The following is a 23,996-nucleotide window of genomic DNA, read 5'->3' on the forward strand; positions in this document are numbered from 1 at the left end:
CGGTTAGGCCGGGTCGATCAAGGCCCGGAAGGAAACGACGGCATGTTCGGTCAAGCCGTCGGGATCGCGGAAAACGCGTGTCGTCTGATGCTCGATGGAAACCAGCGAGAAGCCGGAGATCGTCGTGATCGCGCGCACGGCGTCGACCACCTGACCGGCCAGCGTCTTGACTTCGACCTTCGAGCCATTGTCCGGGCGCGACCAGCAATGGACATCGGAGAACACCTCCCAGCCATCCTGGCAGGTGTTGCCGTCGTCAAGTAGCTGCTCGTCGCCGATGGTGATGCGCGGGAATGGGTTGCTCGGCGGCACCTGGTCGAAAACGTTGGCGCCGGCATCCGTCGCGCCATCAAGAGCGGCGAAAAACGCCCTCTGGACTTCCGCGCCGATCATTTGCCGAAAGCCTTCTTGGCGCCATTGCGGATCGCGCGCCCGAGCCGGGCCTTTGCCCGTTTCTTGCCGAAGCGAAAGCCCGGATAGAAGAACGGGTTTGCCGACATGTCGACGGTGCCGAATTCCTGAAAGCGGGCGTAGAAGGCTTCCCCACCCCCGGCATACATGGTGACGGACAGCCCGGTTTCGCCCTTGGCCGCTCTGGCGTTCGCCGCGGTAGAGAGCGAGGCACCCTTCGGCGCTTCGCCAAAGCCGTATCCGATGCTGGCCGCGAGCCGACCCGTCTTCTTTGGCGCAAACCTTTTCATCAGGTCCGTCGTTTCTTCCGCCGAGACAGTCAATGACTTGGTGACCTCGTCGCGCATGGCCTGTGGCAGCGCGGCGATCTGCGCCAAGAACTTATCCTTGCCCTTGATCTGCATCAGGCCGCCACACCCTTCTGGCACAGGAAATCGATGAATTGCCGGTCGAGGCCGGGCGTGATGTCGCGGATATTGAAGACGTCGCCACTTCGCACGTCCCGTATCCGCCAGTCCGTCGTCACGTTCCGCGTGAGCGATGACGAGCGCACGCGGATAATCTGCGGATGCTGGCCCTGCAGCCGCGCCGCCTGGACGCTCTCGCCGCCGCGCAGATGGACGAAACCAGCGCGGCACTGGAACTGCTCGCTGAAGGCTGTCGTCGTCCCGCCTGCGCCGTCCGACGCCATGCCCTTGACGTCGAAAGCGACGCGATAGACCAGGTCACCGGCTGTCGGCTTCGGCATCCGCCTGCTCCATGAACGGTGCGTCCCTGCGCGGCTTTCGGCCTCTCACCGCCTTGCCCGCGGCGACGGCGAGATCGGCGCATTCGCGGGTGACGTTCATCTCCATGCCGGCGCGATAGGCGGTGGTTGACCGGCCGCCAAGCGCGGCCGGCGAGAAGTCGAAATCACCCGTAAAGCGCACCCACATGGTCAGTTCGAGACGTTCGGGAACTGATAATCGAGCGTCATCACGGTTGCGGACTTGGCGATGCCGACCATGCAGACGTATTCGCCGGCGCCGACATCCGCGATCGGGCAGACGCCACCGGGCGTGTCCGACAGGAAATAGGGAACGCCGGGCGTGAGCGTGGCGCCGAAAACGAGATCGCCACCCTTCTGATACTTGATCGGCTGGTCGAGCGCGCCGCCGTTCAACGCCGTGCCGATAGCCTTGCGCGCTTCGACCGTTGCCGAGTTGGAATCGGCAAGCATCAGCTTTTTCGTGGTGCTCGACAGGTAGATTTGCTTGCCTGCCGCGATCGCTTCGCCGGCGGACGCGGAATCGGTAATGGCATTGGCGCCCGCGACCACACTGGTCGCGGTAATGACAAGATCGGTCATGGGAGGTCTCCGGTTGAAGGGAACGACTAGACGCCGACTTTCTTGAAGGGCCAGATCAAGGCCTCATAGCCGAGCGGCAGGAAATTCGAGACCGCATCGACCGTCACAGCCTCACGGTTCTGGTAGAGATGCCCGACATGCAACAGGATGGCCGCCTTGAGCGACAGCGGCACCTCGTCGACAGGCGTGCCGGCCACGAAGAAAACCGACACGGCATCCGGGCGGCGATAGACCTGCGGCCACTGCGAGCCCGGCTCAACCGCCACGTAGGAACTCTGGCTGTCGGCGAGCAGCCTGTAGGTCGAGCTGGATAACGTCTGCTGTTGGTTCTCGGCGTCTCGATATTCAACGATCAAGCCGTCTTCCTGAACAGGATCCTTCGGCAGTCGCAGATATTCGAAGCTGCCGAAGTCCTGCCGCCAGGACTGGGTGACGATGGCGATGTCCAGGATCTTTTCGAGATGCGCCGTGGCCGCACCGATGAGCGCCTCGAGCAGCAAATCGTCGTCATCGAAATCGACGCGACAGTGCAGCTTCACCTCGTCGAGAGAGACGGGTGTTTCGTCAGGCGCTTCGGTGCGGACAGGAGCAAGCATGGAACTAGGCGACCAGGATGTGGAACGCACCCACCTTGGTCGCGCCGCCCGAGGCGATGCTGATCTTGACGCGGTCGTTGGCCAGGCCGGGACGGGCGAGGACAGCAGTACCTGCGGCAGCGTAGAGCGCTGCAACGCCGGCGGTGGAATGCGTCGGAACGCGAGGCGCGCGAGCCGCCGATGCGTTGACGTCGTTCTCCGCCCAGAGGGTCTTGCCCGTCGCCTCCGACGTGATGGTGAAATCGACGCCGTTGGCGAAGGGATTGGCACCCCCATCCTTGATGTATTCGATTTCATGGATTTCGCCGGACAGGCGCGGCGTATAGGCGACGGCATTGCCGGAGCCGTCAGTGGTAACGGAAACCTTGTAGCGCTTCATGATAGTGCTCTCCTGTGGTGGCGCGCGCGCCGGTTGATGGCAGTCAGGATCAGGCTTTCGCCTTGCCCCTCTTACCGGTTGCGGCCTTGTTCGCCGGGGCGGCGGACTCGGCCTTGTTTTTCGGAGCCGGCTCGGATTTCTGGTCGGTCGCGTCTGCCGGGCCGATCAGGGTCAGCGACTTGCCGACCAGGTGCGCGACCGTGGCTTCGTCGGCCTCGCGGATATCGCCTTCAGCGAAGGCGCCGTGTTCGCGGATGACGCGGTATTTCATGATGGACATGCTTACTCTCCTTCGGTTCGGAGAGCGGGCGGCACAGTGCCGCCCGCCTTGCCGAGCCGAACGCCGTCAGGCAGCGAGCGCGGTGTCGAAGTCGCCGTAGATGAATGCCTCCGGCCGGTAGACGGCCAACGCCAGACGCTCTTCAGCCAGAACCGTCACCAGGTTCTTGATGAAGTCGTCATTGACGTAGCCGGTCTCGACGCGCGCATCCCAGCGGTCGAACACCTGGGCGCCGAGCTTGAAGGCGCCGGTCAGGAACTTGCGCACCGTCATCGCCTGGGTGGCGACCACCGGCAGGCCCCAGAGGGTCGGGCCGGTCGTGCCCTGCGGATTGCCGATGATGTAGCGACCCTGGCTGTCCTTCAGCGTTTCGATTCCGGCCCAGTCGGTCGGGTGCATGACGTGACCTGTAGCCGGATACTCGGCGAGAGCCGCCTGCAGCATTGCGAGCCGCAGGACGTCCATGATGTTCAGGTCCGCAAGGTTGATGGGAGCCGAGTACGCGGTAGCCTGGGGAATGATGCCGTTCAGGTTCTGGCCGGTGCCGTCCCCCTTGAGCAGTTGCGCTTCTTCCACGTAAGCCAGGCCGTAGATCAGGCGCTGGTCGATCAGCGAGCGAAGCTGGCTGATGTCGGAAAGAACCTGCTTGGAGGCCTTGGTCCAGTGCGCGATGACCTTTGCAGAAGTCGTGACCAGATCGAACTGGATGTCGGACTCCGGCTTGGTTGCGGCTTCGGCGACGGGAGCGGCATTGTTGTTGAACCCGGTTTCCTTGACGTATTCCAGCGTGTTGCCGTCCATGCGGCCTTCGGAGAGAAGGTCGCGGACCGTCAGGCGGCGCTGCGGCAACGGCAGGATGCCAGGCAGGCGCGTGCTGTCGATGGCATCGCCGACCGAGCCGGCCGCATTGGTCGTTGCCGACGTCAACGTCGTCTTGATGCGCAGGTCGGACCCGCGACCACTCTTGGAAAAGCCACTTTCCTGCCACGCCTTGAATTCGTCGGTCTCTGTGAACATCTCGCCGATGGTCTTCTTCGGCTCGTCGTCATTGCCGCCCTTCGCCCGCGCAAGCTTCTGCTCGATCTCGGACACTTGCGCCTGGAGGCCGTTCATCTTGGTCAGGGTTTCGTCGGCCTTGGCCTTTTCGCTTTCCGTCATGTCGATGCCCTTCTTGGCATCGGCGACAGCCTTTTCAGCGATTGCCTTCACCTCGTCGAAGGACTTCTGGAACTTGGCGGTAACGTCCTTGGCCAGCGCCTCGATGTCGACGCCGCCGTCGTTCGGCTTGTCGAATGCGATGCGCGGAGCGAAGCGGGAATAGGCCATGCCGGCGACAAGCGCGGCGATGCCCCCCGCAAGGATGCGGTGGTGAGTCATTGAAAGTCTCCTGTATCGGTTAAGGGCTTCAGCCGGCCTTCAGCATTTGCAGGAAGCGCTCGGCCTGTTCGTTCGCCTTCTCGCCCTCGGACTCGCTCCGAATGGCCTTTGCATAGCCGACAGAGGCGATCTGTACGGCCATGGCCTTCGGGACCCCTGCCTCGCGCAGGAGATCCTCGAATTCCTTGACAGGCATGGGGTCGCCATCGCGCAATCGGCAGGCGAACTCTTCCATGCGTTCCGATTTGACGGCCTCGATCCGCGCGCGGCGGTTGGCCGGGAAAGTGACAGGGCTGATCTCATAAAGGTCGAGCTTCTTGAGAAGGCGCACGGCGCCATCCTGATCCGTGTCGGTCTCGCGGTAGCCGATCGACAGGCCGCCTATGGCCTTGGCTTTGGCAAGCGTGTGAACCTCGCGCGCCTTCTGAATATCGAGCAGGAACCTGCCCTTTCCCCACAAGCCTTTCGCATCCTCGGCGAGATCATCCCAGACACCGATCGGCTGATAGGAATCGTGGTTCCAAAGCATGAGGACATTCGAGCCCTCGCGCTTGTGGCGCGCCAGGCTCTCAACGAAGGCGCCCGGCATGACCTTCTCGCCGTAGACGTCGACATTGCCGAAGACGGAGCCATAGCCTTCGAACGTGCCGTCATCCGACAGGTCCTTGACCTGCAGGGCGAAATCCTTGGTTTTCATTTCGGACCTCCGATCAGGGGATGTTCGTCTGGTGTTGCGGTGATGGGCACGTTCTGCATCTGCATTCGCGGCACATCGCCGCCTTCGACCTTCGGCAGGTTTTCGAGCGCCCGCACCTCATTGATGGTCATGGCGCCAATGGACGTCATCTCGCGATAGAAGGCCGAGCGACCGGCACTGTCGGCGCGCAACAGACCTTCGATGCTGAATTCGATCGACACGCCCGCGGCGCGATCCTGCGGCGTCAACAGTTGCTGTTCCAATGCCTGCTCGATGCGCTTGAGACGACGGCGCAACGTGAATTTCTGCAGGATCAGGCCTTGCTGCTCGACACCGGTCGGCCAGCTGGTGGTTTTCGACGTGTGACCGATCATGACAGGCGGAACGCCGAAGAAACGGCAGATCTCCTCGACCGAAAAACCACGCGATTCCAGCATCTGCGCGTCTTCGGGGTTCAGCGTGAACTGCACCCAGTCCGTGCCGCCCTCGAGGATCAGCGGCCTTCCGGCGTTGTCGGAGCCGATCTTATCGGCGAGCTTCTTTTCGGCGACGTCGCGCTGCTCAGCGGTCAGCCATTTATCGAATTTGAGGCCACCCGAGGGGCGCAGGCCGTTGGCGAAGGTCTTGCCGGCCGCCTTGTCGGTCGCCCTGGCAAGCGAGAAAGCATGGCGACCGAAGTGCAGCGTCGACATGCCGCCAAGCGGATCGCCGCCTGGACCGCGAATGTGCAGCATCGTCTGATCAGTCTCGACGAAGGCGTTGCCTTCAAAGGACCATCGATATTCAATCGTGCCATTCGCCAGCCGCCGAACCGACACCAGGTCCGGGCGGATCGGCACGATGGACACGATCCTCGCGCCCTCACGCACCACGCGGGCGTAACCATTTCCCCACAGTTCGACGGAAGCCGCGATGAAGTCCCAGAAGTCGACCGCCGTCTGATCGAAATTCGGGCTGTCGTGCAGGATCCGGTAGAGCGGATGATCCTTCGCGACAGTGCGGGTGCCGCCGGCGCTCGTCTGGTAGACCATCAGCGGCAGCGAGGAGATCGTGCCGGCAAGAAGATTGACGCAAGCCCAGACCGCCGAAAGCGCTAACGCGGTGTTGCCTGTGACCGGCTCGCCGGCATCGCCGATCTGGCCAGTCGGATACCAGCCATCGGGCTGACGCACCGTGAGGGAGCGCACAACGATATCGGCCATCTTGCGAAATAGGTTCAAGCGGCACCTGCTAGGGATTTGAAGTAATCGCCGATGTTGCCATCGGGCGACGCCTCGGGGTTCCAGCTCATCAGGATCGCCGCGCAAAGCATGGCGATGACCGGATCAATCTTCGTGCGGCCGGCCGCCTGCTTGGTGGCCATGTTGCCGTTGCCCTTGACCTCGATCTTCACGTTGCCGACCGACCAGGCCATCATCGCAGAGCCGTCATGGCTGATCGTGTCGTCGCTCAGCTTGTGCTCAAGGCCCCAGAGTGCCGGCGAGAGCGCCGGACCCTGACGAAGGCGATGCAGCATCAGGCCAGTGATGTTCTTCAGCGCAAGCGCATCAACGAAAGCGGCGATGTTGTTCGGGTCGAAACCGACGGCATTCTTTTCCGGCATCAAGCCGGCGTCGCGCACCTGGGCGGCGATCTCGGCGATCTTCTCGATGTATTTCGAGACCTCACAGAAGGTCAGCGAGCCCTCCGCCTGGAAATCCAGGAGCCGAGGTGCGATTTCCTTGCGGATTTTCAGCACGTTCGGATGCGCAAAAGCATGCGTCCAGACCAGCCAGCGGCGCGTGACCTTCTCGCGACCAATGACGCAGATACCGAAAAGGTCGTCGAGGCCGCCGCCATCCGCGCCCACGACTGCCACTTCGGAGCGCAGGAGCAGAGATTCCAGCGTCAACGTCTCGTCGGCGCACTGCTCCCAATACTCAGCGCCGCGCCAGCCGTCACCGGCGAGGCCCACGCCGATTTCGATGTTGAGATGCTGGCTGGCCCATATCTGCTCGGTCTCGGCCGTCGCGGAACCGTTGTTTTCGTAGTCCGCAACCAAGCGCTGCGGGTCGATCGAGCGGCCGATATTCGGCAGCAGGTACTTCCAGTGCCGCTGGTTGCGCCAGAAGGATTGGTCGCGCTGCTGCTCGGCCGGGAATTCGTAGAGAACAGGGAGAAGGATCGGTTCGCTGCCGCCTTTGCCGTCCCTGATCTTCCTCGCCTTGTCGAGTTCGGTTTTCCAGATGCCGGTCGGCTGTTCGTCCGACTGTGTCGTGATCATCAGGACTTGGCCGCCCTGCATGGTAATACCGCCGCCGCGTATCTGCTGCATGACCGCGGCAGCCTTCGCCTTCTTCCCCAGTTCGTGCAGTTCGTCGATGATCGTCAGGATCGGGATTTCGCCGGTCACGATCGTCGTGTCGAAGGTTTTGACGTTGAGCTGCGTGCCGGTCTTGCGGCGCTCGATGCATTTCAGGTGATCCTGTACCTTGAAGATGGCGTCGAGGCGCGCGTCCAGCCTGATCATGCCCTGCGCCTGTTCGAAACAGCGCTCCGAAATATTCTGGCTGGGCGCCACGATCAGCATCTGCCGGTTCGGCGCTTCCTCCATGAACAGCGCGGTGAGGCCCAGGGCGGCGACATAGGTCGTCTTCGAGTTCTTCTTGGGAACCATGCAGAGCAGTTCCCAGACCAGGCGCTGCTTGGTCTCCGGATCCTCGCTCGCCAGGAAGGCGCAAACGATCTCGCGAAACCATTCGCCGCAAGCCTCCGACAGCGGCGGATTGCCAGGCACGTCTGGCAGCTTGAGCCGGTTGAAGAAGGCCAGTGCCTTGGCCGCCTTCTCCGGGTTGAGCGGGACATCGGCCATCGGCGTCTGCCCGGCCTTGATGCGCTCCCACCAATCGGGACACGCGAACCGCGGCAACGCCTCAGTGGGTGCGAGCATTCTGCGCGGCTTCGCTTTCGAGCTCTGCCATCAGGTCCGCGTCGGCCGCATGTGCGCGCTGCTCGTCGATCAGCTTCTTGCCGATCTTGTCCTTCGATGCCGACGGCGCTTCGTCCGTACCCTTGCCCATCGAGGATTCGATCGTCATCCGATCGTTGCGGTCGATCATGGCGCCGAGCTCTCGGACTGCCGATACGTTGCCCGCGTTAGCTTGCTCGAAGACAATCTCAAACCGCCTGGCGTCGAGCCGATCGCGCATCGCGTCACGAACCTTTAGCTCGGCTCTAAAATACCGCTTCATCGTTGCCAGCGAGATGCCGACACCGTTGGCGATGCGCTGGTTAGACCAGCCCAACGCCAGCAACAGCTTGATTTTGTTGCGGTCTCTTTCAGTCGGCTCATACGGCGGACGGCCGCGATTACCGAGACCCTCACGAACCGGATGACCGAACAGGTCAAAATGCGGCTCCATCAGAAAAAAATCTCCGAATGTGGGGGACGCGGGTCCGGGCGGAAGGGGCTTCCAGACTTTCGACCCACCCCCCGTCACCGCTTGCGTCTCGTTCGCTTCTGCTTCAGCCTGTCCTGATCGAATGAGAGGGCAACCATGGCACCGCGCACGATAGGTCAGGACGAATTGGACGGCTTTCAGATCGATGACGACGGTCGCCTCTACTGGCGAGGAAAGGGCGTTCTTCTGGATCACCGTGTCACGTTGCGTGGTTTCGAGCTGGTGCTCGCAACCATCGCTTCGATCGGTGCGCTGCTAGCCGGTATCCACCCATTCGGCGTCACACTTGGTTGGTGGTGACTAGTACCAGACGCCGCGCTGATCGAGGGTCGACTGCTCCGCCTTCTGGGCTTCGCTGTCGTGCCATGCCTTGGACACGGCCATCAGGTTGTCCTCATCCCAGAACAGTACCTCGTCACCACGATGTTCCTTGTCGTGGTGGATCACTGGGCTGTTGGGCGCGGGGTGCTTGCCGATCAGCAGCACACCAGTCTTGCGGCAGGTGAACATGTCGCGAAGCAGGATGCGCTGGCGCACCTGCTGCCAGCGTGCGGTCTTGTACCAGCGCCGCCAAGGCGCCGTGTTGCTGCTCATTGCTGGAATCTTTTCCATCGCGGTGAAGCATGCCGGGCCGTGCCCTTCGCTTCACCTGGGTCCTGCTGGCGCTTCCACCGATGCGGCGTGCGACTCTGTCAGGGCGTCCTGGGTGGGATTCGCTACTACCCTTTATCGATCTGATCAAGACCGAGCGTGATCGGCACCGCTCGACCGAAGATGTACACGTCGACACCGATGGTGCCGGCATCCTCATCCCACTCCACGACGGTGCCATTGTGACTGGCGAATGGTCCAGCGTTCACCCTCACCAATTGGCCTATCTGCAGCAGCGATGCGATCTCACCCATGGCAATCACGTTGCCTTCCAGAAACACCTTCAATTGCAAGACTTTGTCGTGACTTACGGGAAAGAGCTTCTCATTCGCGCCAAGCACCCCGACGACGCCCTTCACCGTCAAGAGCCCTGCCCACGCCTCGGGCGTCGGCACCATTCGAACGAACATATAGCCTGGCCAAGCGAGCATCGAAACGGCTTCGCGAGCGACCTTCTTGCGACCGCTGCGGCGCCGCTTTTCCACCTTCATGAACGGCAGCCAATGCTCGACATTGGCATCCTGCAGCAGTTTATCCACAGCCATTTCAGCATGCGTTTCGGTCCTGATCACGTACCAGTGCATCGCCGATTCGCTCTGACCGGCAGCGGCGAGCAGCGCTTCTGCCCGCCGTGTCATGCCGCGTGCGCGATCGAGCGCTGCCGTCTGCCTGTCGGTCGGGCCGATGACTTCCGCCTCATTCAGCCGCTTCACGTCCGCCCGCATCATGTTGTCCTCGCACCGCCTGTTCGAAAGCTTCCAGTCCGCCCGGTCCGCCAACCGGGAAGTAGACACCGCGCATCGTTCCGGGGTCTGGCAGCCATGGCCAGCCGCGCAGCTGGTGCTCGAGCTTCCACGCTTCCCAGCATTCGGTGTCGACCGGCACGAACTCGCAGAGCTTGCCGAGCCGTTCCTCCTCCGGGCCGAAGCTGTGGATGCCGAGGCCGCGCGTCTCGGCGGCAAGGTGCAGCCCGTTGACCATCGGCCAGCCGGTCCGCATCCGGTTGCCGCGCTCAAGCGCGTCGCGGTTCAGCGTGCCCTCGGCAATCGCCCGCTCTTCCCAGCCCTTCAGCGGAGACGGCTGCGCCTTCGGCCCGGTGACCAGGTCGCGCATCCGGATCGCCGCCCACACCGGGCCGAAGGCCGGCGCATAGGATGGTTTCTCAGGCGCTTCCGGCTTCGGCCCAAGCCGCTCCCAGCGCTTTTCCGAGAGGTACACGCCGAACGCGCATCGGCCCTTGGTCAGCTTCTCGGCGGCGAGGTAATCGGCCATGCGGTCCGCCGCCATCTCGCGTTCCGCCGGCGTCAGCGCCATCGCGGCGGCGAACGCCGTCTTGCCGCTGTCGGCAATGAAGGTCGGCCAGGTCGGGTGAACCCGCTTCAGCCATCGCTCGACGGTTTTCTGTTCGTCCCGGTCGCGCTCGCGCTCTCTCTCAACGGAGGGATCAAGGGAGGGGTCTGGAGGGGTTGGGTGACTCAGCTTGTCACCCTTATCCGTCTCCGGTGTCACCCTTGGCGCGTCTCCGGTGTCACCCTTTTCCTCGCTTTCGAAGGGTGACACGGTGTCACCCTTATTCTCAGCGCGATCGCCGGCCACCAGCGACCATCCACCTTTGCCCAGCAGTTGCAGCACGTCGAGGTCGAGCGCGTATTCGTTGGTGCTGCGCGGCCCCTTGCCGCCCTCGCGCACCAGCCTGATCAGGCCGATATCGAGGAACGCCTTGAGTTCGCGCTGCACCTGGCGCGTCGAGCATTGCGCAGCGCGCGCGATGGTGGAGATTGCCGGGAAGATGCGGCTGCCGTCATCCTCGCAGGCGTCGATCAGCTTCAACAGCACCAGCTTGCGTGCGCAGGTGCCCATGTCGGCGCGGAAGCCTATGCCAAGCAGGAATGCGCTCACTTCTGGGCCCCGCGTTTATGCGCAGCATTCGCCGCCCGATGTTCCAGCTTGGCGATGGCCATGATGGTCGGTTTCAATGCGGCGGGCGCACGGTCATAGTCGCGCCGAGATTTGCCGTTCAGCCGCGGCAGCAGCCCATGCGGCACAGCATCCCAGTTGGCGGGATCAGAGTTTGTCCGGTCACCGTCGAGGCACTTGAGAACGTGCCCTGGTGGAACAGGGCCGTTAACTTGTTCCCACAGGTGGCGATGCTTGTGCACGCGCCAGGTCGAGGCGCCCGTCCAAGGGTTTGTCGCATCGAGCACGATCCAGACATAGCCGTCGTCGCCCGTCGATTCATGGCCGGGCCCACGATAGTTGAGCGGTAATTGCCCTTTCTTGAACTGGGTGCTCGCCGAGTTCGCGTTGTAAGGCCGCCTTTTACCCTTGCTCCATGGCACCGCGCCCTTTTCGAACTGGCCTGTCCTGCCGGTCTTCCAGCCTTCACGCTTGCGCAGACTGTGCAGTTTGGCAGGTGTCGCATCTTCATGCCCGAACTGCTCGCGGAATGCGGCGCACCAAGCGTTGATCTCCATCGTGCTGTTGTCGCGAAGCCATGCAATCTCGGGCTCGCTATATTTGAGGCGGCGCCCCTTGGTTCTCCCCTTCTCGCGCCCAACCTTCCAGCCCAACCGCTTACGGAGGCCGTGAAGATGAACTTGCAAGACGTCCTGCCGATCAAACTCGGCCAGGAAAGCGCGATGGTAATCGCTAATCACCATGGCGCGGTTGGCAGCGAGCCATGCCATCTCGGCGGCACTATAGGCTATGCGGCTTCGCCTCATGACGCTCGCTCCCGTGCGGCGTGTTCCAGCTGGGCGATGGCGAGCACTGTCGGCTTAAGCTCTGACGGCGCGTTGTCATAATCGCGCCCGTAACGCCCGGCGAGACGAGCTAGCAGTGCCCGAGGTACCGATCGCCAATTCGATGGTTCCGTGTTCCGGCGATTGCCATCCAAACATTTGAGTGCGGCGCCAGCAGGAAGCGGACCATGGGCCTCTTCCCATCGGAGAACATGCACGAGCCGCCATCGCGATGACAGCGGAATGCCCTCATGAACCTTGCGCTCAATGTAGCCATCCTTGTTGATGCGCTCGGTGCCGATAGGTTTGTATTTGGCCGCTGCCGCGCCAGTCATGCAGCCTTTTTTGAATTGCGTCTCTGTGGCCCTGCCACGCGCGGGATGTGGCTTTCCCTTGTTGAATGGGATCTGGCCTTTTACGAAGCAGCCGTTCCTGCCAGTCGACCAACCCTTGCGGTAGCAGAGCGCCTTAATCTGATCGAGCGTGACCTCATCGCGGCCGAACTGCTCCACAAACGCGGCATGCAGATCACGCCGGCTGAATGCCTGTCGCCATTCCAGGAAGGACAGCTCCTCGTCGCTATAGCGGATTTGCCGGCCCTTCATTTGCTATCGATCTCCTTCGGCGCGGAGAGCATCGGGAGGTCCTTCCGGAAACGGTCGCCATGATTTGCCACCAGCGTCGCTGCCTGGATGCCGAGGCGAGCATTGTCGACGATCATGTCGGCAACCTTGACCATTGCGTCGGTGCGTTGCACCTCCGCTTCCAGCTCCTCTTTGGTCAGACCTTCTGCGGATAGCCGCTCGATCTGTGCGAAAAGGTGATCGTTGAGGTCCGTGATGCGGTTTTTCATCTCTGCTCCTTCAGCCATGCGGCGAAATCAGTGCGCAGCGCTTTCCACGCCTCGCTGGCCCGTCCGCCTTCGTTGATCTCTTTTCGGGAGGTGACGCCGAGGATCGAGCGCACCTTCTGTGCCGCGCGGTCGTCGGTCAGCGGGCGTTCCAGTCCGTGCCGTTCCTCCAGAAACACCTTGAAGGCCGGCTCCTGGCACTTCATGCCGCACTCGGCGGCGTAGTTTTTCGGTTCGCTGGCCGCCGGCTCACCCTTGGCGGTGTTGCGCCGTGGCGGCTCGCCCCTCAGCGCGCGAATGGTGCCGAACGCCTCGTCCAGCAGCCGCAACAGGAAGCGCACCGTGTCGGGCGCATTGCAGACGAAGGCGATCTCGTCGGGCGTCGCGGCATCGAAGCGCAACAGCACGAACAGCTCGCCCATCTCGCCGCGAGCCTCGATGAAGGCGCCGCCCTCGCCATGCACGCGCGTCCAGTCGGCCGGCGCGATGTCGGCCATGGCCGTGCGGATGGCGCGCAGCTTCGCGGCATCGGCAAGGCGCCGGTCGGAGATCGCGGCCGGGGCGTTCATGGCATGCGTCCATGCCGGCACATCGCCCGGCGAAGTCCGTTTGCCGCGTTCTCCAGCGATTTGCGCGCCGCGATCTCGCCCGGTCCATACTTTGCCTGCGCCAGGCGGTCGGCGGCGCTGGCCACCACGCGGCAGGCTTTCATGATGTCGCGATCAGCCTCGCCTGCCTTGGCCCTGGTCGCCGGCAGCGTCTCGGCCGCGATGCGCTCGACCTCCGCCATCAGCATTTCGCGAACGACCGGCGCCAGCTTGCGAGCCAATTGGCCCTCGATCTGGGTTTCGACGCGCGCCGTCATGCGTCACCTGCCGCGAATTCGGCGAGGGCGATGCGGAACCTGTCTACGACGTCGACGAGATCCGAACGCGGCAGGCCATTGCCGTCACGGACCGCTAGCAACAACGCCACACGAACGGCCATGAACTTGACGCCGGTTTCGAAATCTCCCCTGCGACAGGCGGCTTCAATCACCGTGTGATACTTAAGCGCCACGGAATCCGGCATGCGCAGCAGCGCATCTGCGCGGACGCGGTCGTCTTCACCGGCTTCGTGCAGTTGGCGCAAGATCGGCAGCATGGTATCGCTCATGCGCGAACTCCTGTTTCAGTGCTTTTCCCGTGAAACAGCCGGCAGCGCCTTGGGCGCTTTCGCGGCGGTGGCGCGCCAAGCGGCGGCCGATAGAACGATCGAGCATCGAGCCCGGCCCAGTCGCAGATGGCGAACACTTTGCCAGCGGCGATGTCTTGGCCGGCCATGACGCGCGACAGGTCAGGCGAGGTCACGCCGATCTCGTCAGCCAGTGCGCGCCAGCCGCGCCCGTCATATTCGAGCATCGGCCGCAGCTTCCGTCCAAGCGCGGCGGTATCGAAGGCAGCGAGCGTGCCGGAACGGATTGGGCGACCGCCGTCCCGCGCGCGCAATTCCTCGACGCGATCGTCCATTCGCATGCGCCGTTCCAGCGCCTTGCGCAGGCGCGCCATGGCGCGAAGTATCGAGGCGTCGTTTATCATGCCGCCTCCTCAAGCCGGAGGTCTTGGCAATTGCCGCTCGAATTACCTATGCTGCGTGTGTGGGGGGCAACATGAATAAATTCGATGAGATGCTGCGACGTGACGACCTGTGGTTTCAGGTTGCAATAACCGTTGCTGTATTGGTCTTCTTCAGCGTCGGGATAGGCACATTGATCGCCCTTTTCGCGGGCAGCACTGCATCGATCAGCGACCGGATCGACATCGTTTATAAACTTGGACTGATTGGAGCCGGCCTTATCACTTTCTGCACCGTCGTTTGGCGGGGTCTGCTCGCCACCCAGCAGGTCGACGCGCAGCGGAAACAAATTGAGAAGCTCAGCAGTCAAATTGCCATGACGGAAGAGAGCAACCTCGCCGCACTTCTGCAAAAGGGAGCGGAACTCATTTCCGATGATAGCAAACCGGGCTATGTAAGCGCCGGCATTGCAACTCTGCGAGCGGTTCTTACATCGCCGAATCCGAAGTTTGCTGTTGAAGCCATGGACCTCATTGCGGACTTCATCCAAGCAAATTATCGACACAGCCAAGCGGGGGTGGGGTACGAATCTGCGTCTGCAGCTCTTCTCGCGGGAGAAAGGCTGGGAAGAATATCTGACCGAACACTGGTTTTCGAAGCTCCCGCGGACGAGTCCGGCGACATGACTTATTGGGTGCCAGTCCATGGGGTAGCAGGAGTGGCGTACTTCGGAGGTGACATCATTGGCTATGATTTTCGTGTCGCTGCGCCTGTCAAGGCGCGCTTTCACCACGTTAGAATCTACGGTGACGATGTAGTTGTCACTCCACGCCACGCCGGATGCACGTTCGAACGCTGCCGGATTGTCGCCATCCAAGATGACAACGCATTTGAGAGAAATACTTTTAAGGATTGCGACTTTTCCAACGCAAAACTCAACGTGTCGCGGGTGGCTATCACCGACTTGAGGCTCCAGGGGAACTACTTCTCCCCAGACAAACCGCCCTATTCCCCTCATGATATTGACTGGCTGTTGATGCTGGAGACAGCTCCAAGGTCCGACGTCGACGAGATTCCGTTTTAGGTGCCTCATGCCGGCACCGCCTTTCGGGCGCCCCGCTTGCGCAAAGGCGCGTGGTCCTGCTCCGCAGAGACAGGTTTGCCGCCACCACGCTTGCGACCGCCAGTAAAGCCGGGCGATGCGGGACGCTGGCGGTCCTCCACATCATCGCCCCTACTAGCCGGATCGCCGGAGGCGGCAGCTATCGCGCCGTTCACCCCCTCCCCGGTGTTCGCTACGGGATTCGATTCATAGCCCCACGCATTCCAGCCGGGCCGCGCCTCGCGGGCGTTCAATTCGATCTTGGGTGTGTTCGGCCAGTGCTTTTCGATCCACTCGGCGAAGACCGCCGGCTTGGCCGAGTGACGGCCGACATCGGCCTCGACCGCCATATCGTCGGACCAGCTATCGAGCTGGTCGCCCATCGCAGGAGCGACGGGTTTTCCGCGCGTGGCAATGAGCAGGATTTCGTGCTTGCCACGCGCCCAATAGCCGGTGCCGATCCGGTTCTTCAGCCACGCCCAATGCGAGATGTAGCGCGCGTGCGCCTTGTTCGGCGCCAGGAAGCCTGTGTTCGGATCGCGCTCGATCCAGGCGAAGCCCCATGCGTCCAGCACGCAGATCGCCTCGATCAGCATGGGCACCGTGGCCCACATGAACAGCACGCAATCCTTGGCGGCAATGGCACCGACGTCGCGGCGCATGAGCGTCAGGAGATCGCTGGTCGGATAGTGGTTGTCCGCCGCCCGGTCCATGCCGGTTTCCAGTGAATACGGATCGAACTTCCATTCCGGGTCGGCATAGATGACGCCGTATTTCTTGGCGGGCAGTTCCTTGTACCCGGCGGCAAGAGCGACTTCGCGCAGCGCGCGGCGCTCCTTTTTCGCGGCCTGGTCTTCGCTGCGCAGCGTCTTGACGGCAGGCGCTATGGCACGCTTCAGCGCGGTGCGCGTCGGCTCGTCACCGCTGGCCAGGATATCGTCCAGAGCCTCGCGCACGATCGCCGGGTTCCTGGCGATGGCGGCGCGCATCTGGCGAGCTTCGTGAATGTCTTTGCGGTTGAGGCCGATCTCGGCCGTCGTCGCCTTATTGTTCCGCTCTGGAACATTTACCGGTTTGCCGCGCTTGGCGACCTCGCCGCGCTCCTGCGCGGCATCGTATTCGTCGGCGAGCCGACGCTTGGCCTGGCTTTCGATCTCAAGCGCGTCGGCCTGCACGCGATAGGTAGCGGCGACCAGTTCATCATGCGCGGCCTTTGCCTTATGCAAGCGCGCCGCGCGCTTGGCCATGTCATAGACGGCGCCTGCCTTGTCATGCGCGTCGAGCACTTCCGCCGCCGTCGTCGCGCGCGAAAGCGCCGCCGCCGCCTCTTTGACGAGAGACGGCAGCGGCTTGGCCGCAACTATGGCGACAGCCTTCGGCATCAGGCTTCCGGCGCGCCTTCGAAGGCCGGCAGGCCGGTTTCGTTGGAGGCCTGCTTCAGGTCATGGCCGACCTGTTCGCGCAGATAGAACTCCCAGCGGTAGAGCTGATAGAACCACAGCACCTTGCCGCCGGCCACGCGGTAGCGGAGCCGGGCTGGAATGCGGACGGCGTCACCGTCGATGAAAGCCGGGACCGACACCATGAACACGCCGGGCACCACGATCGCCTCGCCCTTGGCGTTCTGGTGTTCCTCGGAAAACTCGACGACACGTTCGCCGGTCTGCAGGCGGATGCCCTGCTTGGCGCGGGCGGCGACGAACACTTCAAGGTGGCGCGACAGTGCGACCACTTCAGAAGGCGTCGCCATCTTCTCGTTGAACAGTCGTTCGTATTCGCTGACCTCGCCCACGGTAGGCGCCGACAGTTCCGCCGCATGCTCCTCGAGGAAGGCCGCGAAGATATCCTGTTCCATCGGCTTGGCGTTCGCCGCCACCCAGGCCTTGAATTCCTCGGTCAGCGGGAAAGCATAGACAATGCGATGCGAGCGATTGCGCGCCGGCACGCCTTCCTTGTCATAGTCGAGAACGGCGGTCAGCTTCGGATCGGGCCAGACGGTCTTGCCGAACAGCACGGAATCCTGATCCTTGTGCCGGTCCACCAGCGCGATGAAACTGGACAGCGTCTCGACCGTGGCAGTGCCCTTGCGGCGATCGGGGGTGAGGCGGAATTCGTCGACCAGCGCCTTGACCGACTTGAAGGTCTGCGACTTGCGGTCGAAGGCAACCGGCACGCCGGCAGGCAGTCCGGCGGACAGTCCGGCCGTGTCGATCTGCAGGATGGTCGCTTCCGCCGCCTCGGTGGCGAGCTTGCTGACCAGGTCGATGCCATGGGCATCGAGCGGCGCTTCGGAGGGATTGGGCATGAGAAATTCCTTTCAGGGTTCGGTTTGAAAGATCAGGACGCCGCGACTTCCTCGTCGTCGTCTTCATCCTCGCGCTGCGAGGTCGCCGCGCGCGGCGCGCGGAACATGTCGATCTGGTTTGGGTGCTCGACCGAAAGCTGGCCGTCGATCGTCCAGAACGGGGTTTTCATGAACTTGACGGTGTCGGGCAGTTTCGACTTGGCGTCGGCCTTGATGTCGATGCGGCCAAGCTCGTAATCGAGCGTGATCTTGACGATGATCTCGGCCTTGCACTTGTCGGCCGGGCATTCCTCGACCGCCAGGATGGCTTCATTCAGAAGCTTGTCGCAGTGGCGCGAGAAATCGCCACGCGACAGCAGTCCAAGCATTTCACGGAAGGTGCGGAGCACACGGCTCATGGTCCAGTCCTTTCAGGATCGAGGGAAAGTTGCTCTTCGGCCTTCAGCCGCTCACGCACGCGGTTGCCGATATATTCGACGTCATTGGCCAGGCTGCGCGCCTGGCCGTCATCGTCATCGCCGCGCATGATTTTCGACAGGAAGTCGAGCGTCACCGACGCCACGCCGAGGCGGTCCTTGAGCGGCAGGCTCATGCGTCACCCGCCGTCTCGCCGGGAACGCGATAGATCGCCGGGCGCAGGCCCGACGACGGGGCGACAACCTCGATAGTGCTGGCGCCGATGAGCTGTTCGATCAGGCGCTCGACGTGGGTGGTGCCGACATCGGATGCGAGGTTCTTCAGCGACCGCTGCACCAGGCCGTTGCGGGCATGCGTCGAAAGCGAAAACCAGACGTTCGCAGCCTGGATCGTCACGCCGTGCCGCTTGGCGAAGGCCGGCGCGTCGAAGCGCTCGGGCACAGTCGCCGCGACCGGAGCCGCTTCGAGGATAGTTTCGAAATGCCGCTGCACGAAGCTGTTGACGCTCATGCCGGCCTTGCGCGCGGCGGCCTCGATCTTGAGGTTCGTCAGCCGATCGCACTTGACCGAGAAGCGGTAAAAACTGTCAGCGCGTTCTTCCGGGTCGCGCCGGGCGAGGCTGGCCATCATCACTCGCCTCCCACCACCTTCAGCCCGCCGGCCGCGCGGGCGCCGGCCAGCACCTTGCGGTATTCGGCGGCGGCGTTCTGCAGCTTGGCCAGCGCGCGGTCGATCTGGGCGCTTTCGGCGGGCGTCAGCTTGCCGTCGGCGAAGGCAATCGCGCCCTCGGTCATCACGTCGCCCATGCTCACAACTGCCTCGGCATGCGCCGTCATCACGCTGCCATTGGCGGCGACCGCCTCGACTTCCGCCACGCTGCGCCCGCGCGCCTGGGTGATCGCTTCGCTCATGTCGAAGCGGCCGGTTTCCTCCTCGAGCGCGAAGATGGCGTCGAGCGGCATCAGTTCCGAACTGTCGGAATTGGCCCAGCGCCCGACGGTCGACTTGCCGTAGGAGCAGACGGCGGCGGCGCGCTCGATGCCGCCGGCGGCGGCGATCAGGTCGCGCTGCTTGGCCTTGAGCAGGAAGTGGCGGGCATTGGCATTCGGAACCATCTTGGCCTCCCCAATCATCTTCAAAATTCGACGCAAAAGGTTTCCCGCGCCGGGAAATCCCGGCGTCGTTTCCCGTGGCGGGAAAGGTTTTTCGGAGTCAGAAAGCGGGCGTCACGTCATGGAGGCCCGCAAGCAGATGCACTCATGGTCCGCCACCTCGGAATCGGTTCGCCGCGTGGCGCGCATGCGCCGGTATGTCGGCCAGTTCGTCGCCGAGATCGGCAACGGCACGGGCCAGCGCCCCTGCCCCGATCATCGTCGCGTATTCGGTCAGCGCCAGCGCCACGGCGCGCTCGTTGGTGCAGCGCTCATAGGCGGCAACCGCGCGCACCAGGACCATCACATGGTCGGGCAGCAGCATCGCGTTGCTGGAATCCGCGCCGGCCAAGGTTGCGGCGGCGGCCGGCGCGGTCTTGTCCTGCCCACGAACGCTTGGACAGGAATCGGCGAAACGGGAAAAAGCCGCGCCGCCCGGGAGGGGAACGGACGGCGCGGCAGGCTCTGCGCGGTCAGGCTCTTGGGGAACCGGCGCAGCGGGGAATTCATAATCGGCGGCGCCGACCTGGCGCGGCACGAGGCGATCGCTGAAACCGACGCCGGCAAGCCGTGCGCCGCGATCGGCGAGAGAGGGCGAAGAGAGGCGCGTCTTGATCATGCGGCCTCCGAAATCGGACGAGTGACGCCGTCCGGCCAAGCCAAATCGGCAGGCCAGTTGTTTGAGAACCAGAGCATCGCTGCTTCGAACCGGCTTGTGGTCAGATCAGCGGTGCCCTGCAGTCGGTCGAGAACCTTTCCGTCTCCAAAGACGATGGTCGACACCCGCGAGAGGCTTAAGCCTTTCTCTGCGGCATAGGTCGTTGCGACTTTAACGAGATGGTCCTTGAGCGTCATGGCGCATAGGAATGAGATATGTTTACCGCATTGTCAACGATAAACTTACCGCTAACGCGTTCCAATATCTCGCGGTTAGATTACCGCATGAGCACGGACACGACATCTCCGCTGGCAGAACGAATTCTCAGGCGCTTGGAAGCGACAGGAAAATCAATGCGTTCGGCCTCGCTCGAGGTCGGCAGCGACGCTTTGATCCGGAACATCATGACGGGAAAGTCGAAATCGCCGCGCGCTGAAAACCTGGAAGGCATCGCCAAGGCGCTGGGTACCACAGCAATCTGGTTATTGACTGGCGAGGGACCGGAATCATCGGGCGAGGACAGCCGCACACCGGGCTTCCAGCCGTTGATAATTCCCGGCAGGGAGCTTGTCGGCGACCGAAATTTTCCAGTCTATGCAGCTGCTCGTGGCGGGAACGAAGGTCACCAGATCATCACGTTCGAAGCCATTGAATATGTGAAACGGCCGGCCTTCCTCGAAAATGTAAAAGCGGCCTATGGCGTCTATGTCGTTGGGGAATCTATGCTGCCGGCATTCGAGCCCGGCGACATGGCTTTAGTGCATCCTCACCTGCCGCCTGCAAGGGACAGAAACGTGGTCCTTTACCACGTTCCGCCGGTCGCGGAGGCCGAGGCAATGATCAAGCGCCTGGTGCGGTTCGACGATCGCGACTGGCATCTTCGGCAGCACAATCCTCCTGAGGGCGAGGAAAAGGATTTCACCGTTTCCCGCGCCGACTGGACCGTCTGTCATAGGATTGTAGGCAAATACGAAGCCCGCTAGCTGGCGAGGGGCATTTCCCGGACTTCATCTGGAACGTCGCCGAGAGCGGCGATCAGCATCGCTTCTCCAAATTCACCGGTAGCGGCATCGCCCTCGCGCTTAAAGGCAACAACCAGCGCTTTTGACGCCGCAAGTCTCTCAGCCATTCGTCGTGCGTGATTTGTATTCTGGGCTTGGACGGGAATGTCGGGGCGAAGCCCGCCCCTGTCGCCTCGCGTGAAACTCTGAACTACAAAAAACGCGCTCATCCCAAGCTCCCTGATGCTTTTGTTATGTGCGACAGTCTGACTCACTTACGAGAACGTAGCAAGAACGATTTGATTCGTTTTCGCGCGCAGCTATTAAGATATTTATACCGCATCTATCTTGACGCGGTATTTTTATCGCGATAGCGTCCACCTCCAATCGCAATCCTGCGATGGAGGCAAGACCCATGATCACCACACAGCAACGCCCGGCGCCGAGCGTCCCGGCCGCCATCATCACCGCCAAATGCATAGTCGAGCGCATGGCCGACAAGATGCTGGAAATGGGCATGAACGGCACCGCCGTCACCGCCGACAGCCTGGCCGAGCATTCCGACTTCACCCGCGCCGAGATCAAGGAACACGGCCCCGAAGCCTCGGACCTGGCCAAGGCGCGCGCCGTCCGGCACCAGGGCTGACGGCCATGCTGGATATCCCCCGCGAGGTCACGCGGCCGACGCCCGAGGAGGCGATCGCCCGCCCGTTTGCATCGGCCATGCGCCATGCGGCGGCTGTCAAGGAAGAGCGAGTCGCCGACAGGCTTATCGCGGCGGCTTCCACGTCGCCCGAAGTCGAAGCGTGGATTTCCCGCCAGCTCATGGCCGGAGAGAAGCCGTCGCAGATTATCGAAACCATGCTGCAGGGAGGTCACCATGTTTGACCGCGTCTGCTACGCGCTGGCCAGCGTGCACATCCAGCTCGCAGTGGCCGGCGCCTTCACCTTCGGCATGACGTTCGTCTGCCTCGCCGTCGGGGTGCGCTGATGGCTCACCCCCTCGACTATGAGCGCATCGCCATCCCGCCACACGGCGCGGTGCGCATCGTCTGCCACAACTGGCCGACCTGCGGCTGCGGCGGCGACTGCACCCAGCTTGTGCCAGAGGAATCGCCCCGTGCGCGCCGGATCCTGATCGGCCTCATGATCGCCGTCGCGGTCATCGGCGCCGGCCTGCTTTACGCGGGGCTGCGCCCATGACCGCGTTTCGCATCCACTACGGCGACGGCAAGACCATCGTCGTCGACGCCGAGACGCCAAAGGAAGCCGCCGCCAAGGCGGCCAAGACAGGCCTGATCGGCATCATCACAAAGATCAAGCGCGCTAAGGACGTCACCAATGGCTGACAAATCCCCCATAGAATGGACCGACGCGACGTGGAATCCCATCGTCGGCTGCTCCATCGTCTCGCCCGGCTGCACCAATTGCTACGCCATGAAGATGGCCGGCCGCATCGAGGCCATGGGTAAGGTCGGCGCCGTCGCAACGCCCTATGCCGGCACCACGAAAAAGGTGAACGGCAACACCGTCTGGACCGGCAAGCTTGCCATGGCGCCGGGCCACGTCCTTCTGAAGCCGCTGGCCTGGCGCGCGCCGCGCCGCATCTTCGTCAACTCCATGGGCGATCTCTTCCACGAGGACGTGCCCGACGCGTGGATCGACAAGGTGTTCGCCGTCGCCGCGATGTGTCCTCAGCACACGCTACAAATCCTGACCAAACGCGCAAACCGCATGCGCAGGTACCTTTCTGATCCTGCCGTTGTGAGGCGCATCTACACGCTCGTCTGCGAAATGACTGTCGAGCATGAGCCCGGCATCGTCCTGATTGCCTCGCCCCAACATGAAAAGAATGCGCCTCTTGGACCGCGCGTCTACCTCGGCCAGTGGCCACTGCCCAACGTCTGGCTTGGCGTCTCCGCCGAGCGCCAGCAGGAAGCCGACGAGCGCATCCCCGATCTGCTGGCCACGCCGGCATCAATCCGTTTCGTCTCCGCCGAGCCGCTGCTCGGGCCGATCGATTTCAAACGCATCTGCTTGCTGCCAAAGAAGCCGAGCGCGATCCGATCGGGCATCCATCTCGACACGCTCAAAGGCCGCTATTTCGAGAGCCAAGTCCCATACACAGGCGAATGGGACGTGACGGGTCCTGCTCCGCCTTCGGGAACGCCGGCCATTCATCTCGACTGGATCATCGCCGGTGGCGAGAGCGGCCCGGATGCCCGGCCGATGCATCACACATGGGTGCGCGCGATCCGCGACCAGTGCGCCGTAGCCGGAGTTCCATTTTTCTTCAAACAGTGGGGCGCGCACCGGCCGCTGACGCCTGCCGAGCATAGCCAGGCATGCGGTGCCATCCTGGTCGGCGATGACCGCTACGATCCGGACGGCTACATGCTCAAGGTTGGCAAAAAAGCCGCCGGTCGTCTGCTCGACGGCGTCGAGCACAACGGCATGCCGGAGCTTCGCGAGGTGCCGGCGCTATGAGCAAAGACAGGCTCCTCGCGGATCTAGAAGAGGCAGAGAGCAAGGCGTGGGATGCTCTCGCACGTTACAAATTTCAGGTGTTCGGCTATTGGGCGGCGATTTGGGTCCACCAAAACCGAATGGGCGAGTTCAAGCGGGAAAAACCATGGCGCTGCCTGGTGAGGGAGGCGCGCAAGCAATGATCCCCCAGCGTATCCAACTGTCCCGCCGAAAGGGCTGGCGCATGCCGGAAAACACGGTGACCGTGGCCCGTCCAGGTCCATGGGGCAATCCGTTCGTCGTCGGCAAGCACGGCGACGCCGCCTATTGCGTCGACCTCTACAAGGCTTTGCTCGCCGGATTGCTCCGCGTCGGCCGTGATCCCGACATCGAGGCGCTTGAACGCACGCGCCAGTTCGTAGCGGACAACGCCGGCGAGCTCACCGGCAAGAACCTCGCCTGTTGGTGCAAGCCAGGCGCGCCCTGCCACGCCGACGTGCTGCTCAAAATCGCCAACCGCGAGGCGAAACGGTGAGCGAAGACGACACGCCGATTCGCCTCCAGGAGGCGTG

General features: G+C 62.8%; 42 protein-coding genes. 10 read left to right on the forward strand and 32 right to left on the reverse strand.

The genetic code is table 11. The features are described 5' to 3' along the window. Positions 1-3: 3 nt before the first annotated feature. The 13 genes from EB815_RS24545 to EB815_RS24605 form a co-directional block, all read right to left on the reverse strand. Positions 4-393, reverse strand: coding sequence for a DUF3168 domain-containing protein (locus EB815_RS24545; RefSeq protein WP_065005043.1), 390 nt, complete (start codon positions 391-393; stop codon positions 4-6). After that, positions 390-815, reverse strand: coding sequence for an HK97-gp10 family putative phage morphogenesis protein (locus tag EB815_RS24550; RefSeq protein ID WP_081294716.1), 426 nt, complete (start codon positions 813-815; stop codon positions 390-392). Before EB815_RS24550 ends, EB815_RS24545 begins: the two co-directional genes overlap by 4 nt. Beyond that, entirely contained in the window at positions 815-1,159 is a 345-nt protein-coding gene (locus EB815_RS24555) for a phage head closure protein (RefSeq protein WP_065005042.1), read from the reverse strand. The genes EB815_RS24550 and EB815_RS24555 overlap by 1 nt, the downstream gene beginning before the upstream one ends. After that, positions 1,137-1,346, reverse strand: a complete 210-nt coding sequence (locus EB815_RS24560) for a hypothetical protein (protein WP_065005041.1) — start codon at positions 1,344-1,346, stop codon at positions 1,137-1,139. The genes EB815_RS24555 and EB815_RS24560 overlap by 23 nt, the downstream gene beginning before the upstream one ends. 2 nt (positions 1,347-1,348) lie before the next feature. Then, on the reverse strand, positions 1,349-1,759 hold the full coding sequence (locus tag EB815_RS24565) for a hypothetical protein (RefSeq protein WP_065005040.1): 411 nt from the start codon (positions 1,757-1,759) through the stop codon (positions 1,349-1,351). A 26-nt stretch (positions 1,760-1,785) separates the two neighbouring features. Beyond that, positions 1,786-2,355, reverse strand: a complete 570-nt coding sequence (locus tag EB815_RS24570; protein WP_065005039.1) for a head-tail connector protein — start codon at positions 2,353-2,355, stop codon at positions 1,786-1,788. Between the two features lie 4 nt (positions 2,356-2,359). Beyond that, on the reverse strand, positions 2,360-2,734 hold the full coding sequence (locus EB815_RS24575; RefSeq protein ID WP_065005038.1) for a hypothetical protein: 375 nt from the start codon (positions 2,732-2,734) through the stop codon (positions 2,360-2,362). A gap of 49 nt (positions 2,735-2,783) precedes the next feature. Then, entirely contained in the window at positions 2,784-3,005 is a 222-nt protein-coding gene (locus EB815_RS24580) for a hypothetical protein (protein WP_155772400.1), read from the reverse strand. Between the two features lie 75 nt (positions 3,006-3,080). Next, positions 3,081-4,391, reverse strand: coding sequence for a phage major capsid protein (locus tag EB815_RS24585; RefSeq protein ID WP_081294715.1), 1,311 nt, complete (start codon positions 4,389-4,391; stop codon positions 3,081-3,083). Between the two features lie 28 nt (positions 4,392-4,419). Continuing rightward, on the reverse strand, positions 4,420-5,088 hold the full coding sequence (locus EB815_RS24590) for an HK97 family phage prohead protease (RefSeq protein ID WP_065005036.1): 669 nt from the start codon (positions 5,086-5,088) through the stop codon (positions 4,420-4,422). Then, complete coding sequence (locus EB815_RS24595; RefSeq protein WP_065005035.1) at positions 5,085-6,308, reverse strand: phage portal protein; 1,224 nt, start codon at positions 6,306-6,308, stop codon at positions 5,085-5,087. Before EB815_RS24595 ends, EB815_RS24590 begins: the two co-directional genes overlap by 4 nt. Beyond that, complete coding sequence (locus tag EB815_RS24600; RefSeq protein WP_065005034.1) at positions 6,305-8,017, reverse strand: terminase TerL endonuclease subunit; 1,713 nt, start codon at positions 8,015-8,017, stop codon at positions 6,305-6,307. Before EB815_RS24600 ends, EB815_RS24595 begins: the two co-directional genes overlap by 4 nt. Next, positions 8,001-8,489, reverse strand: coding sequence for a hypothetical protein (locus tag EB815_RS24605; RefSeq protein ID WP_065005033.1), 489 nt, complete (start codon positions 8,487-8,489; stop codon positions 8,001-8,003). Before EB815_RS24605 ends, EB815_RS24600 begins: the two co-directional genes overlap by 17 nt. Before the next feature lie 135 nt (positions 8,490-8,624). Here EB815_RS24605 and EB815_RS24610 point away from each other — a divergent pair, with 135 nt between their 5' ends. Then, a complete protein-coding gene (locus tag EB815_RS24610) occupies positions 8,625-8,828 on the forward strand; it encodes a hypothetical protein (protein ID WP_065005032.1) in 204 nt (67 codons plus the stop codon). On the opposite strand, the gene EB815_RS24615 is transcribed toward EB815_RS24610, so the two are convergent. The 10 genes from EB815_RS24615 to EB815_RS24660 form a co-directional block, all read right to left on the reverse strand. Beyond that, entirely contained in the window at positions 8,829-9,122 is a 294-nt protein-coding gene (locus tag EB815_RS24615) for a hypothetical protein (protein ID WP_065005031.1), read from the reverse strand. A 125-nt stretch (positions 9,123-9,247) separates the two neighbouring features. Beyond that, positions 9,248-9,904 carry a transcription termination/antitermination protein NusG gene (gene nusG, locus EB815_RS24620; protein WP_171883317.1) on the reverse strand — a complete coding sequence of 219 codons (657 nt, stop codon included), beginning with the start codon at positions 9,902-9,904 and terminating at the stop codon, positions 9,248-9,250. After that, a complete protein-coding gene (locus EB815_RS24625) occupies positions 9,876-11,078 on the reverse strand; it encodes a hypothetical protein (RefSeq protein WP_065005029.1) in 1,203 nt (400 codons plus the stop codon). The genes nusG and EB815_RS24625 overlap by 29 nt, the downstream gene beginning before the upstream one ends. After that, on the reverse strand, positions 11,075-11,902 hold the full coding sequence (locus EB815_RS24630; protein WP_196772372.1) for an HNH endonuclease signature motif containing protein: 828 nt from the start codon (positions 11,900-11,902) through the stop codon (positions 11,075-11,077). Before EB815_RS24630 ends, EB815_RS24625 begins: the two co-directional genes overlap by 4 nt. Next, the gene (locus tag EB815_RS24635) at positions 11,899-12,525 is read right to left on the reverse strand and encodes an HNH endonuclease (RefSeq protein ID WP_065005028.1); all 627 of its coding nucleotides are present in this window, start codon (positions 12,523-12,525) and stop codon (positions 11,899-11,901) included. Before EB815_RS24635 ends, EB815_RS24630 begins: the two co-directional genes overlap by 4 nt. Continuing rightward, positions 12,522-12,773, reverse strand: a complete 252-nt coding sequence (locus tag EB815_RS24640) for a hypothetical protein (RefSeq protein WP_065005027.1) — start codon at positions 12,771-12,773, stop codon at positions 12,522-12,524. Before EB815_RS24640 ends, EB815_RS24635 begins: the two co-directional genes overlap by 4 nt. Then, on the reverse strand, positions 12,770-13,339 hold the full coding sequence (locus EB815_RS24645) for a hypothetical protein (RefSeq protein ID WP_065005026.1): 570 nt from the start codon (positions 13,337-13,339) through the stop codon (positions 12,770-12,772). Before EB815_RS24645 ends, EB815_RS24640 begins: the two co-directional genes overlap by 4 nt. After that, positions 13,336-13,635 carry a hypothetical protein gene (locus EB815_RS24650; protein WP_065005025.1) on the reverse strand — a complete coding sequence of 100 codons (300 nt, stop codon included), beginning with the start codon at positions 13,633-13,635 and terminating at the stop codon, positions 13,336-13,338. The genes EB815_RS24645 and EB815_RS24650 overlap by 4 nt, the downstream gene beginning before the upstream one ends. Beyond that, on the reverse strand, positions 13,632-13,925 hold the full coding sequence (locus EB815_RS24655; RefSeq protein WP_065005024.1) for a hypothetical protein: 294 nt from the start codon (positions 13,923-13,925) through the stop codon (positions 13,632-13,634). Before EB815_RS24655 ends, EB815_RS24650 begins: the two co-directional genes overlap by 4 nt. After that, the gene (locus EB815_RS24660; protein WP_065005023.1) at positions 13,922-14,347 is read right to left on the reverse strand and encodes a hypothetical protein; all 426 of its coding nucleotides are present in this window, start codon (positions 14,345-14,347) and stop codon (positions 13,922-13,924) included. The genes EB815_RS24655 and EB815_RS24660 overlap by 4 nt, the downstream gene beginning before the upstream one ends. Positions 14,348-14,418: 71 nt before the next feature. On the opposite strand from EB815_RS24660, the gene EB815_RS24665 reads away from it, so the two are divergent. Beyond that, a complete protein-coding gene (locus EB815_RS24665) occupies positions 14,419-15,408 on the forward strand; it encodes a hypothetical protein (protein WP_065005022.1) in 990 nt (329 codons plus the stop codon). Between the two features lie 5 nt (positions 15,409-15,413). Here EB815_RS24665 and EB815_RS24670 read toward each other — a convergent pair whose 3' ends face one another. The 8 genes from EB815_RS24670 to EB815_RS24705 all read right to left on the reverse strand — a co-directional run bounded on the left by EB815_RS24670 (position 15,414) and on the right by EB815_RS24705 (position 20,154). Then, complete coding sequence (locus EB815_RS24670) at positions 15,414-16,808, reverse strand: MT-A70 family methyltransferase (RefSeq protein ID WP_065005021.1); 1,395 nt, start codon at positions 16,806-16,808, stop codon at positions 15,414-15,416. After that, positions 16,808-17,731 (reverse strand): DUF2303 family protein, encoded by a 924-nt coding sequence (locus EB815_RS24675; protein WP_065005020.1) that lies wholly within the window; start codon positions 17,729-17,731, stop codon positions 16,808-16,810. The genes EB815_RS24670 and EB815_RS24675 overlap by 1 nt, the downstream gene beginning before the upstream one ends. Positions 17,732-17,763: 32 nt before the next feature. After that, complete coding sequence (locus tag EB815_RS24680; protein WP_065005019.1) at positions 17,764-18,129, reverse strand: hypothetical protein; 366 nt, start codon at positions 18,127-18,129, stop codon at positions 17,764-17,766. Continuing rightward, the gene (locus EB815_RS24685; RefSeq protein WP_065005018.1) at positions 18,126-18,323 is read right to left on the reverse strand and encodes a hypothetical protein; all 198 of its coding nucleotides are present in this window, start codon (positions 18,321-18,323) and stop codon (positions 18,126-18,128) included. The genes EB815_RS24680 and EB815_RS24685 overlap by 4 nt, the downstream gene beginning before the upstream one ends. Next, a complete protein-coding gene (locus EB815_RS24690; protein WP_155772399.1) occupies positions 18,320-18,778 on the reverse strand; it encodes a hypothetical protein in 459 nt (152 codons plus the stop codon). The genes EB815_RS24685 and EB815_RS24690 overlap by 4 nt, the downstream gene beginning before the upstream one ends. After that, positions 18,778-19,263, reverse strand: a complete 486-nt coding sequence (locus tag EB815_RS24695; RefSeq protein WP_065005123.1) for a phage regulatory CII family protein — start codon at positions 19,261-19,263, stop codon at positions 18,778-18,780. Before EB815_RS24695 ends, EB815_RS24690 begins: the two co-directional genes overlap by 1 nt. Before the next feature lie 142 nt (positions 19,264-19,405). Then, a complete protein-coding gene (locus tag EB815_RS24700) occupies positions 19,406-19,918 on the reverse strand; it encodes a hypothetical protein (RefSeq protein ID WP_065005016.1) in 513 nt (170 codons plus the stop codon). Further along, positions 19,915-20,154, reverse strand: coding sequence for a hypothetical protein (locus EB815_RS24705; RefSeq protein WP_064982629.1), 240 nt, complete (start codon positions 20,152-20,154; stop codon positions 19,915-19,917). Before EB815_RS24705 ends, EB815_RS24700 begins: the two co-directional genes overlap by 4 nt. Positions 20,155-20,241: 87 nt before the next feature. On the opposite strand from EB815_RS24705, the gene EB815_RS24710 reads away from it, so the two are divergent. After that, positions 20,242-20,940: an XRE family transcriptional regulator gene (locus EB815_RS24710; RefSeq protein ID WP_171883318.1), complete on the forward strand. Its 699-nt coding sequence runs from the start codon at positions 20,242-20,244 to the stop codon at positions 20,938-20,940. Here EB815_RS24710 and EB815_RS24715 read toward each other — a convergent pair. Continuing rightward, positions 20,937-21,188 carry a hypothetical protein gene (locus tag EB815_RS24715; protein WP_065005014.1) on the reverse strand — a complete coding sequence of 84 codons (252 nt, stop codon included), beginning with the start codon at positions 21,186-21,188 and terminating at the stop codon, positions 20,937-20,939. The two genes, EB815_RS24710 and EB815_RS24715, sit on opposite strands and share 4 nt — an antisense overlap. 185 nt (positions 21,189-21,373) lie before the next feature. Between EB815_RS24715 and EB815_RS24720 the strand changes: the two genes are divergently transcribed. The 7 genes from EB815_RS24720 (at position 21,374) to EB815_RS24750 (ending at position 23,959) form a co-directional block, all read left to right on the forward strand. Next, a complete protein-coding gene (locus tag EB815_RS24720) occupies positions 21,374-21,604 on the forward strand; it encodes a hypothetical protein (RefSeq protein ID WP_065005013.1) in 231 nt (76 codons plus the stop codon). Positions 21,605-21,609: 5 nt separating this feature from the next. Further along, a complete protein-coding gene (locus tag EB815_RS24725) occupies positions 21,610-21,846 on the forward strand; it encodes a hypothetical protein (protein WP_065005012.1) in 237 nt (78 codons plus the stop codon). Between the two features lie 102 nt (positions 21,847-21,948). After that, the gene (locus tag EB815_RS24730) at positions 21,949-22,161 is read left to right on the forward strand and encodes a hypothetical protein (RefSeq protein WP_065005011.1); all 213 of its coding nucleotides are present in this window, start codon (positions 21,949-21,951) and stop codon (positions 22,159-22,161) included. Next, positions 22,158-22,307 carry a hypothetical protein gene (locus EB815_RS24735; protein ID WP_155772398.1) on the forward strand — a complete coding sequence of 50 codons (150 nt, stop codon included), beginning with the start codon at positions 22,158-22,160 and terminating at the stop codon, positions 22,305-22,307. Before EB815_RS24730 ends, EB815_RS24735 begins: the two co-directional genes overlap by 4 nt. Further along, positions 22,300-23,445, forward strand: a complete 1,146-nt coding sequence (locus EB815_RS24740; RefSeq protein ID WP_065005010.1) for a phage Gp37/Gp68 family protein — start codon at positions 22,300-22,302, stop codon at positions 23,443-23,445. Before EB815_RS24735 ends, EB815_RS24740 begins: the two co-directional genes overlap by 8 nt. After that, positions 23,442-23,627, forward strand: a complete 186-nt coding sequence (locus EB815_RS24745; RefSeq protein ID WP_065005009.1) for a hypothetical protein — start codon at positions 23,442-23,444, stop codon at positions 23,625-23,627. The genes EB815_RS24740 and EB815_RS24745 overlap by 4 nt, the downstream gene beginning before the upstream one ends. Beyond that, positions 23,624-23,959, forward strand: coding sequence for a DUF4326 domain-containing protein (locus tag EB815_RS24750; RefSeq protein ID WP_065005008.1), 336 nt, complete (start codon positions 23,624-23,626; stop codon positions 23,957-23,959). Before EB815_RS24745 ends, EB815_RS24750 begins: the two co-directional genes overlap by 4 nt. The last annotated feature ends 37 nt before the right edge of the window (positions 23,960-23,996 follow it).

It is taken from the genome of Mesorhizobium loti, assembly GCF_013170705.1.
GTDB lineage: Bacteria > Pseudomonadota > Alphaproteobacteria > Rhizobiales > Rhizobiaceae > Mesorhizobium > Mesorhizobium loti_D.

What these genes read in the sequence shown, in the direction of transcription:
- EB815_RS24545 (WP_065005043.1), bottom strand. Translation starts at nt 393, where the DNA reads ATGATCGGCGCGGAAGTCCAGAGGGCGTTTTTCGCCGCTCTTGATGGC.
- EB815_RS24550 (WP_081294716.1), bottom strand. Translation starts at nt 815, where the DNA reads ATGCAGATCAAGGGCAAGGATAAGTTCTTGGCGCAGATCGCCGCGCTG.
- EB815_RS24555 (WP_065005042.1), bottom strand. Translation starts at nt 1,159, where the DNA reads ATGCCGAAGCCGACAGCCGGTGACCTGGTCTATCGCGTCGCTTTCGAC.
- EB815_RS24560 (WP_065005041.1), bottom strand. Translation starts at nt 1,346, where the DNA reads ATGTGGGTGCGCTTTACGGGTGATTTCGACTTCTCGCCGGCCGCGCTT.
- EB815_RS24565 (WP_065005040.1), bottom strand. Translation starts at nt 1,759, where the DNA reads ATGACCGATCTTGTCATTACCGCGACCAGTGTGGTCGCGGGCGCCAAT.
- EB815_RS24570 (WP_065005039.1), bottom strand. Translation starts at nt 2,355, where the DNA reads ATGCTTGCTCCTGTCCGCACCGAAGCGCCTGACGAAACACCCGTCTCT.
- EB815_RS24575 (WP_065005038.1), bottom strand. Translation starts at nt 2,734, where the DNA reads ATGAAGCGCTACAAGGTTTCCGTTACCACTGACGGCTCCGGCAATGCC.
- EB815_RS24580 (WP_155772400.1), bottom strand. Translation starts at nt 3,005, where the DNA reads ATGAAATACCGCGTCATCCGCGAACACGGCGCCTTCGCTGAAGGCGAT.
- EB815_RS24585 (WP_081294715.1), bottom strand. Translation starts at nt 4,391, where the DNA reads ATGACTCACCACCGCATCCTTGCGGGGGGCATCGCCGCGCTTGTCGCC.
- EB815_RS24590 (WP_065005036.1), bottom strand. Translation starts at nt 5,088, where the DNA reads ATGAAAACCAAGGATTTCGCCCTGCAGGTCAAGGACCTGTCGGATGAC.
- EB815_RS24600 (WP_065005034.1), bottom strand. Translation starts at nt 8,017, where the DNA reads ATGCTCGCACCCACTGAGGCGTTGCCGCGGTTCGCGTGTCCCGATTGG.
- EB815_RS24605 (WP_065005033.1), bottom strand. Translation starts at nt 8,489, where the DNA reads ATGGAGCCGCATTTTGACCTGTTCGGTCATCCGGTTCGTGAGGGTCTC.
- EB815_RS24610 (WP_065005032.1), top strand. Translation starts at nt 8,625, where the DNA reads ATGGCACCGCGCACGATAGGTCAGGACGAATTGGACGGCTTTCAGATC.
- EB815_RS24615 (WP_065005031.1), bottom strand. Translation starts at nt 9,122, where the DNA reads ATGAGCAGCAACACGGCGCCTTGGCGGCGCTGGTACAAGACCGCACGC.
- nusG (WP_171883317.1), bottom strand. Translation starts at nt 9,904, where the DNA reads ATGCGGGCGGACGTGAAGCGGCTGAATGAGGCGGAAGTCATCGGCCCG.
- EB815_RS24630 (WP_196772372.1), bottom strand. Translation starts at nt 11,902, where the DNA reads ATGAGGCGAAGCCGCATAGCCTATAGTGCCGCCGAGATGGCATGGCTC.
- EB815_RS24635 (WP_065005028.1), bottom strand. Translation starts at nt 12,525, where the DNA reads ATGAAGGGCCGGCAAATCCGCTATAGCGACGAGGAGCTGTCCTTCCTG.
- EB815_RS24640 (WP_065005027.1), bottom strand. Translation starts at nt 12,773, where the DNA reads ATGAAAAACCGCATCACGGACCTCAACGATCACCTTTTCGCACAGATC.
- EB815_RS24645 (WP_065005026.1), bottom strand. Translation starts at nt 13,339, where the DNA reads ATGAACGCCCCGGCCGCGATCTCCGACCGGCGCCTTGCCGATGCCGCG.
- EB815_RS24650 (WP_065005025.1), bottom strand. Translation starts at nt 13,635, where the DNA reads ATGACGGCGCGCGTCGAAACCCAGATCGAGGGCCAATTGGCTCGCAAG.
- EB815_RS24655 (WP_065005024.1), bottom strand. Translation starts at nt 13,925, where the DNA reads ATGAGCGATACCATGCTGCCGATCTTGCGCCAACTGCACGAAGCCGGT.
- EB815_RS24660 (WP_065005023.1), bottom strand. Translation starts at nt 14,347, where the DNA reads ATGATAAACGACGCCTCGATACTTCGCGCCATGGCGCGCCTGCGCAAG.
- EB815_RS24665 (WP_065005022.1), top strand. Translation starts at nt 14,419, where the DNA reads ATGAATAAATTCGATGAGATGCTGCGACGTGACGACCTGTGGTTTCAG.
- EB815_RS24670 (WP_065005021.1), bottom strand. Translation starts at nt 16,808, where the DNA reads ATGCCGAAGGCTGTCGCCATAGTTGCGGCCAAGCCGCTGCCGTCTCTC.
- EB815_RS24675 (WP_065005020.1), bottom strand. Translation starts at nt 17,731, where the DNA reads ATGCCCAATCCCTCCGAAGCGCCGCTCGATGCCCATGGCATCGACCTG.
- EB815_RS24680 (WP_065005019.1), bottom strand. Translation starts at nt 18,129, where the DNA reads ATGAGCCGTGTGCTCCGCACCTTCCGTGAAATGCTTGGACTGCTGTCG.
- EB815_RS24685 (WP_065005018.1), bottom strand. Translation starts at nt 18,323, where the DNA reads ATGAGCCTGCCGCTCAAGGACCGCCTCGGCGTGGCGTCGGTGACGCTC.
- EB815_RS24690 (WP_155772399.1), bottom strand. Translation starts at nt 18,778, where the DNA reads ATGATGGCCAGCCTCGCCCGGCGCGACCCGGAAGAACGCGCTGACAGT.
- EB815_RS24695 (WP_065005123.1), bottom strand. Translation starts at nt 19,263, where the DNA reads ATGGTTCCGAATGCCAATGCCCGCCACTTCCTGCTCAAGGCCAAGCAG.
- EB815_RS24700 (WP_065005016.1), bottom strand. Translation starts at nt 19,918, where the DNA reads ATGATCAAGACGCGCCTCTCTTCGCCCTCTCTCGCCGATCGCGGCGCA.
- EB815_RS24705 (WP_064982629.1), bottom strand. Translation starts at nt 20,154, where the DNA reads ATGACGCTCAAGGACCATCTCGTTAAAGTCGCAACGACCTATGCCGCA.
- EB815_RS24710 (WP_171883318.1), top strand. Translation starts at nt 20,242, where the DNA reads ATGAGCACGGACACGACATCTCCGCTGGCAGAACGAATTCTCAGGCGC.
- EB815_RS24715 (WP_065005014.1), bottom strand. Translation starts at nt 21,188, where the DNA reads ATGAGCGCGTTTTTTGTAGTTCAGAGTTTCACGCGAGGCGACAGGGGC.
- EB815_RS24720 (WP_065005013.1), top strand. Translation starts at nt 21,374, where the DNA reads ATGATCACCACACAGCAACGCCCGGCGCCGAGCGTCCCGGCCGCCATC.
- EB815_RS24725 (WP_065005012.1), top strand. Translation starts at nt 21,610, where the DNA reads ATGCTGGATATCCCCCGCGAGGTCACGCGGCCGACGCCCGAGGAGGCG.
- EB815_RS24730 (WP_065005011.1), top strand. Translation starts at nt 21,949, where the DNA reads ATGGCTCACCCCCTCGACTATGAGCGCATCGCCATCCCGCCACACGGC.
- EB815_RS24735 (WP_155772398.1), top strand. Translation starts at nt 22,158, where the DNA reads ATGACCGCGTTTCGCATCCACTACGGCGACGGCAAGACCATCGTCGTC.
- EB815_RS24740 (WP_065005010.1), top strand. Translation starts at nt 22,300, where the DNA reads ATGGCTGACAAATCCCCCATAGAATGGACCGACGCGACGTGGAATCCC.
- EB815_RS24745 (WP_065005009.1), top strand. Translation starts at nt 23,442, where the DNA reads ATGAGCAAAGACAGGCTCCTCGCGGATCTAGAAGAGGCAGAGAGCAAG.
- EB815_RS24750 (WP_065005008.1), top strand. Translation starts at nt 23,624, where the DNA reads ATGATCCCCCAGCGTATCCAACTGTCCCGCCGAAAGGGCTGGCGCATG.